The sequence below is a fragment of the Streptomyces sp. NPDC007856 genome (genome assembly GCF_042868225.1).
Taxonomy (GTDB): Bacteria; Actinomycetota; Actinomycetes; order Streptomycetales; family Streptomycetaceae; genus Streptomyces.
In genome coordinates, this window is record NZ_JBIAEC010000002.1 from 98,745 (window position 1) to 109,987 (window position 11,243).

At 74.0% G+C, this 11,243-nt stretch carries 11 protein-coding genes and 1 pseudogene; 5 read left to right on the forward strand and 7 right to left on the reverse strand.

Translation table 11 applies throughout. The annotated features are described in order from the left end of the window. Positions 1-31 precede the first annotated feature (31 nt). Entirely contained in the window at positions 32-2,044 is a 2,013-nt protein-coding gene (locus ACFYOH_RS04875) for an ABC transporter ATP-binding protein (RefSeq protein ID WP_388621253.1), read from the forward strand. Between the two features lie 24 nt (positions 2,045-2,068). Here the strand turns inward: ACFYOH_RS04875 and ACFYOH_RS04880 are convergent, their stop codons facing one another. The 4 genes from ACFYOH_RS04880 to ACFYOH_RS04895 form a co-directional block, all read right to left on the reverse strand. Beyond that, on the reverse strand, positions 2,069-2,245 hold the full coding sequence (locus ACFYOH_RS04880) for a hypothetical protein (protein WP_388621255.1): 177 nt from the start codon (positions 2,243-2,245) through the stop codon (positions 2,069-2,071). A 153-nt stretch (positions 2,246-2,398) separates the two neighbouring features. Then, complete coding sequence (locus tag ACFYOH_RS04885) at positions 2,399-3,055, reverse strand: DUF899 domain-containing protein (protein ID WP_388621257.1); 657 nt, start codon at positions 3,053-3,055, stop codon at positions 2,399-2,401. A gap of 162 nt (positions 3,056-3,217) precedes the next feature. Beyond that, the gene (locus tag ACFYOH_RS04890; RefSeq protein WP_388621259.1) at positions 3,218-5,068 is read right to left on the reverse strand and encodes an FUSC family protein; all 1,851 of its coding nucleotides are present in this window, start codon (positions 5,066-5,068) and stop codon (positions 3,218-3,220) included. 148 nt (positions 5,069-5,216) lie between these two features. Continuing rightward, on the reverse strand, positions 5,217-5,990 hold the full coding sequence (locus ACFYOH_RS04895) for a nucleotidyltransferase domain-containing protein (RefSeq protein WP_388622312.1): 774 nt from the start codon (positions 5,988-5,990) through the stop codon (positions 5,217-5,219). Between the two features lie 728 nt (positions 5,991-6,718). On the opposite strand from ACFYOH_RS04895, the gene ACFYOH_RS04900 reads away from it, so the two are divergent. Next, a complete protein-coding gene (locus ACFYOH_RS04900; protein WP_388621261.1) occupies positions 6,719-7,162 on the forward strand; it encodes a RidA family protein in 444 nt (147 codons plus the stop codon). Further along, positions 7,159-7,614: a GNAT family N-acetyltransferase gene (locus ACFYOH_RS04905; RefSeq protein WP_388621263.1), complete on the forward strand. Its 456-nt coding sequence runs from the start codon at positions 7,159-7,161 to the stop codon at positions 7,612-7,614. Before ACFYOH_RS04900 ends, ACFYOH_RS04905 begins: the two co-directional genes overlap by 4 nt. A gap of 47 nt (positions 7,615-7,661) precedes the next feature. Here the strand turns inward: ACFYOH_RS04905 and ACFYOH_RS04910 are convergent, their stop codons facing one another. Together ACFYOH_RS04910 and ACFYOH_RS04915 are read right to left on the reverse strand one after the other, a co-directional pair. Next, the gene (locus tag ACFYOH_RS04910) at positions 7,662-8,384 is read right to left on the reverse strand and encodes an aspartate/glutamate racemase family protein (protein ID WP_388621265.1); all 723 of its coding nucleotides are present in this window, start codon (positions 8,382-8,384) and stop codon (positions 7,662-7,664) included. 5 nt (positions 8,385-8,389) lie between these two features. Then, positions 8,390-8,710 (reverse strand): annotated as a pseudogene (locus ACFYOH_RS04915) (cytosine permease); the annotation flags it as partial. On the opposite strand from ACFYOH_RS04915, the gene ACFYOH_RS04920 reads away from it, so the two are divergent. Beyond that, complete coding sequence (locus ACFYOH_RS04920) at positions 8,661-9,272, forward strand: GntR family transcriptional regulator (protein ID WP_388621267.1); 612 nt, start codon at positions 8,661-8,663, stop codon at positions 9,270-9,272. The pseudogene ACFYOH_RS04915 and the gene ACFYOH_RS04920 overlap by 50 nt on opposite strands. 59 nt (positions 9,273-9,331) lie before the next feature. On the opposite strand, the gene ACFYOH_RS04925 is transcribed toward ACFYOH_RS04920, so the two are convergent. Further along, positions 9,332-10,027: a uracil-DNA glycosylase gene (locus ACFYOH_RS04925; RefSeq protein ID WP_388621269.1), complete on the reverse strand. Its 696-nt coding sequence runs from the start codon at positions 10,025-10,027 to the stop codon at positions 9,332-9,334. 325 nt (positions 10,028-10,352) lie between these two features. On the opposite strand from ACFYOH_RS04925, the gene ACFYOH_RS04930 reads away from it, so the two are divergent. Beyond that, positions 10,353-11,120, forward strand: coding sequence for an RNA-binding S4 domain-containing protein (locus tag ACFYOH_RS04930; RefSeq protein WP_388621271.1), 768 nt, complete (start codon positions 10,353-10,355; stop codon positions 11,118-11,120). Positions 11,121-11,243: the final 123 nt, after the last annotated feature.

Sequence of the window (11,243 nt, forward strand, 5' to 3'; positions counted from 1 at the left end):
GTGGCCGTTCCGTCATGCTCCGGGAGGCCATGTGACGAAGAAGCGGGGGACGCCCGAGCCCGTGGTGTCGGGGTCGGAGCGGCTGCTGTTCGGGGGAGCGCTGCGGTACGACATGGGCTGGAACGAGCATGCGGACGCCTTCCTGGAACTGAGCTTCCGGGCGATGGTCATCCGGCTGCCCGGCATGCTGGCGTCCAGTCTGCGGCTTGCCCTGCAGGCCGACGCGCGGGCCGCGCGGATCGTCCTGGCCGCCGAGGCGCTGCGCGGCGCCGCCCAGGCGGTGAGCCTGCTGGCCGTGAACAACGCGCTCGCCAGGCTGCTGACCGGCCCGGACATCGAGCAGCGCCTCCGGTCGGCGGCCCCCGCACTGCTCGCCATGGCCGCCGTATCGCTCGTGGCCGCGCTGCTGCGGGCGGCCTCCACCTACGCCATCGGGCGGCTTGAGCCCAAGGTGGAGCGCGTGGCGACGGAGCTGTATCTGGAGCGGGCGGCGAACGTGGAGCTGGCCGCCATCGAGGACCACGCCTTCCACAAACTGCTGGACACCGCCCGGTACGGCGCCGAGTCCGCGCGCCGCATGATCTCCTACGGCGCCCGGGTGATCGGCGCGCTGATCTCGCTGATCGCGGCCGCGGGCGTGCTGGCGGTGCTGCATCCGCTCCTGCTGCCGCTGCTGGTCACCATGACCCTGCCGAGCGCCTGGAGCGCGCTGACCAACGCCCGGCGCCGCTACGAGTCCTTCCATGTCTGGGTGCAGCACGCCCGCGCCGGCCGGCTGATCAGCCATCTGCTCACCGAGCCGGCCGCGGCCCCGGAGATCCGGGTGCACGGGGTCGGCCCGTTCCTGCTGCGGCACTTCCGGTCCATGTCGGAGACGGCGGAGGCGGAGCAGGCCCGGCTGGCCCGGCTCGCCGCCCGGACCGGACTGATCGCGGCGGGCTGGACGGGCCTCGCCACGCTGGCGACCTACGCCACGCTGGGGGCGCTGCTGCTGGCCGGCGCGATGGCCCTGTCGGTCGCGGGTACGGCGGTGATCGCGATCCGCACGGGTGCGTCGAGCCTGGACACACTGGTGCTGGAGATCAACCAGCTGCACGAGGAGGCCCTGTTCGTGGGGGATCTGCAGCGGCTGTACGTGGAGGCGGCCGAGCGGGCCGTCCCGAAGGGCGGCGAGGCCCTGCCGGAGGACCCGAAGGAGATCCGGTTCGAGCACGTCACCTTCAGCTATCCGAGTGACACGCCCGCCCCCTCCACCGGTGAGTTGCAGGCCTCCACCGGTGAGTTGCGAGCCGGCTCCGCCGAGTTGCGAGCCCGCCCCGCCCTGGACGACGTCACCCTCACGCTGCCGCTCGGCCGGATCATCGCGCTCGTCGGCGAGAACGGCTCGGGCAAGTCCACGCTGGTCAAGCTGCTCGCGGGCCTGTACACCCCGGACCGCGGCCGGATCCTGTGGGACGGCGTCGACGCGGCGCGGGCCGACCGGCGGCTGCTCGCCGAGCGGATCGCCATGGTGGCCCAGGACTTCAAACGCTGGCCGTTCACCGCCCGGGTGAACGTGGCCGTCGGGCGCTCGGCCGCGCCCATCACCGAGGAACGGCTGGCCGCCGCCGTCGCCGAAGCGGGGGCCGAGGAGGTGGTCGCGGATCTGCCGCGCGGCCTGGACACGCTGCTGGCCCGCGACTTCAGCGGCGGGCACGAGCTGTCCGGCGGTCAGTGGCAGCGGCTCGGCATCGCCCGGGCGGCGTACCGGCGCGGGCGGGTGCTGATCGTGGACGAGCCGACGGCAGCGCTGGACGCGCGGGCCGAGCTGGAGGTGTTCGAGAAGATCCGGGCGCTGGCCGGCGGCGGGCAGACGGTCGTGCTGATCACCCACCGGCTGGCCTCGGTCCGGCATGCCGACCTGGTGCATGTGCTGGAGCACGGGCGGCTGGTGGAGTCCGGCACGCCTCAGGAGCTGCTGGCCAGGGGCGGTGTCTACGCCGAGCTGTACGCGCTGCAGGCGGAACAGTTCACGGCGCAGGTACCGGCGCCGAAGCCGGCCTGAGCACGGCCGACGGCGACAGCGCGCTCACTCGGCCGCCTCGGTCCCCCGCACGATCACCAGGAAGGTGTCCGTCGAGAGGTCCATGACCACTTCGGCGGGCAGGCCTTCCAGACGCCGCGCGTGCGCGAACTCCTCCGCGGGCCGGGAGCCCCGCGGACCACCGGCGGGAAAGCGCTCGAGCACCGTTCGCCCGTTCACCATCTCGCACCTCCAGAAAGCGTCGTACTCATAGGAGTTAACGCCCAGGAGAAGGGAAACGCCTCGCTCGGTGACGGGACTGAGACATTACCTACACTCGTTCGGCGCGGAGCGTGCGGAACCGTTCACATGGAGACATGAACCGCACCCTCCGTGTCAGTAGTCGTACTCGTCGTGAAGGCGTGGCCGGTCGCTGCCGGCTGGGCTGCGGCCGAGCGCGGTGAGGTCGAGCAGACCGGCGAGGGTGCCGAGGCCGTCCAGCCCCTCGCCGTACACCGAGTAGGTGTGGAAGACCCGGTCGCGGTCCCGCAGGAAGCAGCTGACGCCCGGCCGCTCGACCAGGCCCCGGTCCGACTCCACGGTGGCCTCGAAGTCGATGTTGAAGTCGCCGTGGGACGAGGGGTACGACGAGGAGTACCAGGGCACCACCCAGCCCATCCGCGCCTTGAACGGCAGGATCCGGGTGAACGGGGCCCGGGAGACGGCCGCGAAGGAGGTGTTGCGGGCCCGCAGGTGGGCGAGATGGCCGACCTGGTCCAGGAAGGCCGAGCAGCACGGGCAGCCGGCCTCCCACTCCGGGGCGAACACGAAGTGGTGGACGACGAGCTGGGCCCGGCCCTCGAAGAGGTCCAGGAGGGTGGCCTTGCCGTCACCGCCCTCGAAGACGTACTCCGCGTCGACCTCGACCATGGGCAGCCGCCGCCGCTCCTCCCCGAGCACCTCGCGGGCCCGTCTGACCGCCTCCTCCTTGCGCAGCAATTCCTCGCGCGCCGCGCGCCACTGCTCGCGTGAGACGATCTCCGGTAGCGACATGGGCCCTCCTGTCCTGCGGTCGGTTCGGGGTGGTGACCGCCGCCGGGCGTGGAACTCATCGCCGCGCGCGAAGATTTTTTCCGGCACCCGGACCCGCGTGTCGCCGGCGTCCGGCTCCCGTACTCCAACTCCCTTACGGGAGGGGCGGTCGAGGGTGAGGGATTACACCTCGATCCGCTGCACGGCGGGCAGCCGTACTTCGACTGCCTGAAGCCGCAACTCCCCCAGCACGCACTGGAGTTGCCCGATGTGCCGGGGTGTGAGCCGGCCCGTGTCGTCGAGGTGTACGGCGCAGGCCGTGGTCGTGTCGACAAGTCGCTCCAGGACGTCCGCGACGGCGTCGGTGCCCGCGGTGTGCCGGGCCAGGGCGGGCAGTTCGGCGGCGGCGAGCGCGATGGCGGTGCGCGCCTCGGCGAGGGTGCGGTAGGCCTCCCGGCGCAGCGCCCACCGCTCGGCGCGGTCGTCGGACTCGGCGAGGACGTGCGCCAGATAGGTGTGCGCGGCACTCCCGGCCGTGGCGAGCCGCTCCCGTACCCTGCCGCCGCGCTGCCCCGGCATCGGCAGATGCCCGACGACCAGTACGAGCGCGCAGGCCAGCACGGTCTCGCCGATCCGGCTGAGGGAGGCCTGCGGCTCACCGCCGGCCATGACCAGGGCGAGGACGAGGACGGTGACGACGGCGGTCAGCGCGGCGAAGTGCCGGGTGGCGACCGGCACGAGCGCCCCGCAGACCGCGACCAGCGCGATCAGCCCGGCCGGGCGTGGCAGCAGCGTGGCGAGCCCGGCGAACACCAGGGCGCCCAGCACGGTCCCGGCGGCCCGGCACAGCACGCGGGAGGCGAGCGGCCCGAGGTCGGGCTTGACGAGGAACACGGCGGTGGCGGGCAGCCAGTACCAGTGCTGGTGCTGTCCGTACCAGCGGGCGTGGTGCAGCGCCTGGGCGATGGCCGCGCTGGCCCCGAAGCAGAGGGCGACCCGCAGCCCGTACTCGCGTCCGCCGGTGCCGAGCGCGGCGCGTACGGCGTGTCGTACGTCCCGGCGGCGGGCGAGCGGCCGGTGTGGTGCGTCCTCGGCCCGGTCGAAGGCCTCGGCCGCGCGCAGCAGGGCGTCGTCGAGGGCGCGCAGGGCGGGGGCCGAGCGATGGGGGGCGGGCAGCGGGCCGGTGCCGGTGTTGCCGCGGACGGCGGCGGCGAGCCGCCGGGGCCCTGCCGCGGTCCGCGGGGAGACGGGCTCCCCCGCCCAGAACAGCGCGGTGGCGGCCTCGGCGAGCGGGAGGGCGGCCACGTACTGCGCATGCAGCCGGCGCTCCGCGGCGGAACTGGCGTACCGGCGCAGCCGGGGCCCGGCGAGGGCGTCCTGGGCCTGGTCGAGGGCGGCGGTGAGCGCGGCCCGCCGGGCCGTGGCGTGGTCACCGCCCACGGCGTCGAGGAGGGCGGCGACGGCGTCGTACACATCGGCCACGGCCTCCCGCTCCCCGTCGAACCGGAAGTCCCCGGCGAGCGAACCGGGCGTGGGCAGTGCGAGCCGCAGCAGAAGCAGCCAACCGGCCCCGGCGAGGAAGGCGAGGGCCCGCTGCCAGCCGCTCTCGGCCGCCGGCATCCCGGCGCCGATCGCGGCGCCGACGAGCAGTTGCGTTCCCGCGGCGGAGGCGACAGGCCCGACCGCGCTGATGCCACCGGCGAGCAGTCCGAGCAGGGTGAGCGTCAGGGTCAGCGGAACGGCGGCCAGCGCATGCCCCGCATACGTCCCCGTGACAAGCCCGAGCGCCCCGGCGAGCGCGGGCACCCCGAGCCGCTTGACGGAGGCGCGCCGGCTGCCCGGCCGGTCGTTGATGCCGGCGAGCATGGCGGCGATGGCGGCGAGGACGCCGGGGGCGGTGTGTCCCGTACCGACGCCGGCGAGCAGCAGCGGACCGGCGGCGAGCGCGCCCCGGGTCACCGCGCTCCAGGGAACGGGACCGCGCTGGGCGCGCAGGGCATGGGCGAGCCAGAGGGGGGCGGCGGGCCGGGACACGGGACTCCTGTCGTACGCGGGCGGGACGTGCCTTGCCTTCGGACGACGGCGGCCGGATGGCTGTGCTTCCACGGTAGGGGGCGTTCTCGGTGCGAACTGGACGCTCACGTTTCCGGCACGTGAAAGGTGGCCGGGCGGGCCGGTTTCTTTATGAACGCAATGCGCCGGCGACGATCTCCTCGGCCTCGGTCACGGCGGCGACGAGGGCCTCGGGTTGAGCCCGCAGCGCACCCACCACCGCGTCGATCCGCCGCAGCCCGGCCCGCTCCAGCAGCCGTTTCTCGTTCGTCACCCACTCGCCGCGTGCCGCGAGCACTCCGTGCGCGGCCTGGGCGGCGGCCGTCGCGACGGACCCGGCGGTCTCCGTGAGGCGGCCGTGGGAGGCGTGGTTGGCCTTTGCATAGGCGAGGGTGGCGCGGGCGGTGCCCTGCCAGCGCTCGGCGGCGGTGACGCGCAGCCTGGCCGGGTAGTCCGCCGGGCGGGGCAGGGTGCCTCGCAGCACCTGGTTGACGGCCAGTTCGGCCACGATCAGATAGGTGGGGATGCCGGCGAGATGGAAGAGCAGCGGCTCCACCCGGAACCGTCCCGCCCGCGCCTCCGCCAGCTCGTGCTCGACCACGTCCAGGTCCCGGTAGTGCACATCGACCCGGCGTCCGTCGATGGTCAGCCAGGCCCCGCCGTTGAAGACCCCGCCGCCCCAGCCGCCGACCTCGGACACCTCGCCCTCCCAGCCGACGGCCCGCAGGTCGCCGGGGTCGAAGGAGCCCCGGTAGTAGATCGCCAGGTCCCAGTCGCTGTCGTCCCGGTGAGTGCCCTGGGCCCGGGATCCGCCGAGCGCGACCGCCCGGACGGCGGGGAGGGCGGCGAGGCGGTCGGCGGTACGGTCGAGGAAGAGGGAATCGGGAAACCGGGGCGAGGGCATGGGCGTCGGCACGGGCTCAGCCTGCCGCAGCCGTCACGGAGTCCGCTCCCGAAATTCCGCGAGGCTTCCCGCTTCGACAACCTGGTCACAGCCCGTTGTCAGTGGCACGCGTTATCAAGGAATCGTGAGGCAGTGTTACGACGGGGGAGGCAGTCGTGACGATCCAGGACGGCAGGCACAGGGGCGAGAGCGGGCACGAGCGGGCTGGGGAAGCCCCACGGCAGCAGGAAGACCGGGCGGTCGCGCCGCAGCCGCGCACGCATGTGTCGATGGCGGGGCTGCGCGCTCGGGGATGGATACCGGGCATGGCCCGTCACCTGCTCGGGGAGCCCGATCTGCTGCGGAGCAACCCGCACTTCGACTCGGCACCGCGGACACGGTTGTATCGCCTCGACCGGGTCGAGACAGCCGAGGACAGCGAGGAGTTCCGGGCCGTTTCGGCCGCCGCGGCCCGCCGGTCCGCGGCGCCGCGGGCGGCCGCGCTCCGGCGGCGTCGGGAGGTGCCGGCGCGGATCGCGGCGGAACCCATCGACGGCGGACGCGTGGCCCGCGAGGACGGTTGGCGAGTGGAGGGTCCTTACGCCGACGCGTCCGTACGCCGACGCCTCCGCCGTCGGCGTCCCGTCGGCGGAGGCGTCCTGGTAATTCGGATGCGAGCAGGGCCTAGGGGCCCGATCATCGGGATTCGTCGGGAAGTCGTCCACCGCCGTTTCAGGAGAGCAGTCCCAGTGATCCAGCGCGTAACCGTCCCGGTCCTCTTCCCACCGCCCCGCTACTCCCACGCCTCCGTCGTCGAGGCCGGGACGAAGCTGGCCTTCCTCGCGGGATCCGTGCCGCTCGACGAGAAGGGGGAGATCGTCGGCCCGGGGGATCCGGTGCGGCAGGCCGAGCAGGTGCTCGCCAACCTCCGGGAGCAACTGGCCGCCGTCGGCAGCGACTTGGCACACGTCGTCACGACGGATGTGTACGTGGTGAGCAGCGAGACCTCGGTACTGTCCGCGGTGTGGGAGGTGGTGGAGGCCTCCGGGCTGAGCGCGGGTCCGCACTCGTCCACGCTGCTCGGGGTCGCCTGCCTCGGCTACACCGGGCAGCTGGTGGAGATCACGGCCACGGCCGTGGTGCCGGAGGAACGGGGCACGGCCGTGGTGCCGGAGCCGGAGGGGAACCGGTGACGGACGAGGTCGTGCTGCGCCGGGCCGTGGCGGCGGACGCCCGTGCCACCGCGGATGTGTATCTGCGGTCCTTCGACACCGCCCTGCCCACCGTCGTCCGGCCGCACACCGACGACGAGGTCCGGGAGTACATCCGGGATGTCGTGGTGCCGTTCCGGGAGACCTGGGTGGCGGAGGCCGCCGACGGCGGGATCGTCGGACTGATGGTGCTGGACGGGGAGTTGCTGTCGCAGCTGTACCTGGACCCGGAGTGGCGGGGGCGCGGTGTCGGTGACCGGTTCGTGGCCCTGGCCAAGGAGCGCAGCCCGGGCGGGCTGAACCTGTGGACCTTCCAGGTCAACAGACCCGCCCACCGCTTCTACGAGCGCCATGGTTTCGCCGCGGTCGAGTTCACCGACGGCAGCGGGAACGAGGAGCGGGAGCCGGACGTGCGGTACGTCTGGCGGCCCTGAGCCCGGCCGGCCTCCCACTGTGGCGACGGGAAGCCACACCTGGCGGCTCACCGCGCCGGCCGTCCCCACACCCTCCCCTTGGGCAGCGGTCTGTCGTAGCTGCCCGCGCGGCTGGTGGTCAGGCCCAGGGCGACCAGGGACTCGGCGAGCTTGACCGCCGCCGCCACGCCGTCGACCACGGGGACCCCGAGCTTCTCCCCCACCGTCTGCTGCAGTCCGGTCATCCCGGCGCAGCCCAGGACCAGCACCTCGGCGCCCGCGTCCCGGGCCCGCTCGGCCGCCGTCAGGAACGCGGCCTCGGTGCGGCCCGGATCGTCGGCGAGGTCGAGGACGCCGAGGCCGGTGCCGACGACGGCGGCGCAGTTCCGGGCCACACCGGCCGTCTCCAGGCTGTCCTCGATCTGGCCGCGGGAGCGGTCGAGGGTGGTGACCACGCCGTAGCGGCGGCCGAGGAGACACGCGAGGTGGGCGGCGGCCTCGGTGATGTCCACGACCGGGACGTCCACCAACTCCCGTACACCTTCCCGGCCGTGCTCACCGAAGCCGGCCAGGACGACGGCGTCGTACGCGGGTCCGTCGTACGTCCGCAGGGTGTCGAGGACGGCGGCGGCCGAGAGATAGCTGTCGAGCCAGCCCTCGGCGGACGCCGGGCCCCAGGCGGGGGTCAGACCGGTCACCGTGGTGGCCGGGCCCGCGGCGGCGCGGGCGCCGCGGACGATCTCCTCGGTCATCTCCTGCGTGGTGTTGCAGTTGGTGACGATGATCCGCACGCCGGTCAGACCTCCCTCGCCGTCGTCGCGCGCTCCCGGCGGGTCAGCAGGGCGTACAGGCCGGCGGCGAGTGCCGTGCCGATGAACCAGGAGTACGGCGCGACATCACTGAAGCTCTTCACCAGCGCCACCACGGCCGCCACCGCGGCGGAGGGCAGGAACGCCCACAGCGCCGTCGGGTTGACGCCCTTGCGGTAGTGGTACGGGGTGCCCGGCCGGGCGTCGAACAGCGCGTCGACGTCGACCTTGCCGCGCTTGACCCAGTAGTAGTCGACCATGATCACGCCGAACAGCGGGCCCAGGAAGGCGCCGAGGCCGCCGAGGAAGGAACGGGAGCTCGCCGAGCGGTTCGGGGTCTCCCGGGTGCCGGTGCGGGAGGCGATCCGTGCGCTGGTCGCCGAGGGCTTCGTCCTCTTCGAGTCGGCCCGCCGCACGGTGGTACGCCGGCTGGATCCGACCGACGTCAGAGAACTCTTCGAGCTGCGCGAGGCGCTGGAGGTGTACGCGGCGGGGCTGGCGGCGTCCCGGGTGACTCCCGGGGCCCTGGCGGAGCTGCGGGACCTGCTCGACCAGGCGGCGCGGGCGACGAAGGAGGGCGACGCCGAGGCGATCACGGACATCAACACGCGCTTCCACGACGGCATCCGCGCCCTGGCCGGCAACAGCCTGCTGATCTCGGTCATGGAGCCGGTCGACGGCCGCCTGCGCTGGCTCACCCGGCGGAACGAGGAATGGCCCCAACTCCTCACCGAGCACCGCGAGTTGTACGAGGCGATCGCCTCCGGCGACCCCGACCGCGCCCGCGCTCACGCGCTCGACCACGTCCGCGCCAACTACCGCTCGACGGTACGGCACCTGTTCGGAACCGACCCCAGCGACGCTGACTGAAGGACCACTGCGGGCTCTGGCGGGCGGATGGCGGGCGAAGGGCGGCGGCTGGAGATCGGTCACCGCAGGCCGGCTGCCTCCGCTGCCGTGCGCAGTACTTCGCGGAGCATCTCCGCGGTGAGCCGGCCGGTGAAGGTGTTGCGCTGGCTGACATGGAAGCAGCCGAAGAGGTCCAGGCCGTCGAGCGCGACCCGGGTGCCGTGGGCGAAGGCCGGGCGGGGCCTGGGCACGGTCCAGCCCGCCTCGCTGAACGCGGGCAGCGCGGCCTGCCAGCCGAAGGCGCCGAGCACGACCGCGGCCCTCAGCGTCGGGCGCAGCAGCCTCAGCTCCTGGACCAGCCAGGGGCGGCAGGTGTCCCGCTCGCCGGGGGCCGGCTTGTTGGCGGGTGGGGCGCAGTGCACGGGCGCGGTGACACGGACGCCGTACAGCGCCAGCCCGTCGTCGGCGCTGACGGACGTGGGCTGCGAGGCGAGCCCCTCGTCGTACAGTGCCTGGTAGAGCACGTCTCCGGAGCGGTCGCCGGTGAACATCCGGCCGGTGCGGTTGCCGCCGTGCGCGGCGGGGGCCAGCCCGATGATCACCAGCCGTGCGTCGGCGGGGCCGAAGCCGGGCACCGGCCGGCCCCAGTACGTCCAGTCGGCGAACGCGGCCCGTTTCGTCCGGGCCACCTCCTCGCGCCATTCGACCAGCCGAGGACAGGCCCTGCAGTCCGCGACGCGCCGGTCGAGCCGGGCGAGGGCGCTTCTGTCGTCCATACGGCCACCGTATGCCCCATCGGCGCTCGTGCACGCCGCGCCCGGGGCCGCCGCCGCGAACCCGCGGATCGCCACCGGCACGGGCGGCCGGCCGCCGCCCACACGCACTGCGGATGTCCGCCGCAGCCGGCTGCGGGAGGGGCTGGGGACTACGGCACCGGCGAGGCACGGCGCATTCATCCGGGGTCCGCCAGGCGGGAGCAGCCGGGCCCTGCGCTGCACCGGCACCCAGGACACCCGGCACCCGGCACCCGGCACCCGGCACCCCACCGTCCAGGGAAAATCGCCTCCGGCTCACCCGGCCCGGGGAGTTAAGGTCGGGGGCATGGCTTCCGAGGATGCGGACGAGAACGTGAACCGTGGGACCGGCGGACCGGACGGGCCCCGCCCCGCCGAGGACGCCCAGGGCTCACAGGACGTCCTCGGGTCCGGCGCCTCCACCGAGCAGCCGGCCGATCCGAAGATCGCCGCCGCGGTGGCCGCTGCCGAGGCCGCGGGGCCGGGCAAGGGTGAGACGGTCCGGATCGACAGCTGGATCTGGGCCGTGCGTCTGATCAAGACGCGTTCCCTGGGCGCCACCGCCTGCCGGGGCGGCCACGTCCATGTGAACGGCGAGCGGGTGAAGCCCGCCTACTCCGTGCGCGTCGGCGACGAGGTGCGCCTGCGGCACGAGGGCCGGGAACGGATCGTGATCGTCAAGCGCCTGATCCGCAAGCGGGTCGGCGCTCCCGTGGCCGCCCAGTGCTACATCGACAACTCCCCGCCGCCTCCGCCCCGTGAGGCCGTCGCCCCCGCCGGCCTTCGCGACCGCGGCACCGGCCGCCCGACCAAGCGCGACCGCCGCGAGATGGAGCGGCTACGCGGCCTCGCGGGCCCGAGCCTTCCAGGCGCCTCCGGCGCCTTCGGCGCCGCCCCAGCCCCCGGCGGTTTCGCCAGCCCGGGTGGGCCCGGCAGCCCCAGTGGGTCCGGGGGCCGCGGTGGGCCCAGATCGGGCGGCCGCGGCGGATCCGGTGGGCGCGGTGGATCCGGCGGGTCCGGCAGGCGCGGTGGACCCGGGTCCGGCGGGACCGGTGGGCATCCCCGGGGACGGTGACCCGAAAGCGGCACCTCGCAGGAACCGATCCGCACCGCCGACCGAAAGCCCTCGACCGGCCGACACGGATCCGGATCCCACACGGCCAACGGGCATCACCGTGGACAGCGGCCCGCAAGCCCC

Coding starts and splice junctions, on each gene's coding strand:
- ACFYOH_RS04885 (WP_388621257.1), bottom strand. CDS start 3,055: ATGTCGCTACCGGAGATCGTCTCACGCGAGCAGTGGCGCGCGGCGCGC.
- ACFYOH_RS04930 (WP_388621271.1), top strand. CDS start 10,353: ATGGCTTCCGAGGATGCGGACGAGAACGTGAACCGTGGGACCGGCGGA.
- ACFYOH_RS04895 (WP_388622312.1), bottom strand. CDS start 5,990: ATGCCCTCGCCCCGGTTTCCCGATTCCCTCTTCCTCGACCGTACCGCC.
- ACFYOH_RS04880 (WP_388621255.1), bottom strand. CDS start 2,245: ATGGTGAACGGGCGAACGGTGCTCGAGCGCTTTCCCGCCGGTGGTCCG.
- ACFYOH_RS04925 (WP_388621269.1), bottom strand. CDS start 10,027: ATGGACGACAGAAGCGCCCTCGCCCGGCTCGACCGGCGCGTCGCGGAC.
- ACFYOH_RS04920 (WP_388621267.1), top strand. CDS start 8,661: ATGATCACGCCGAACAGCGGGCCCAGGAAGGCGCCGAGGCCGCCGAGG.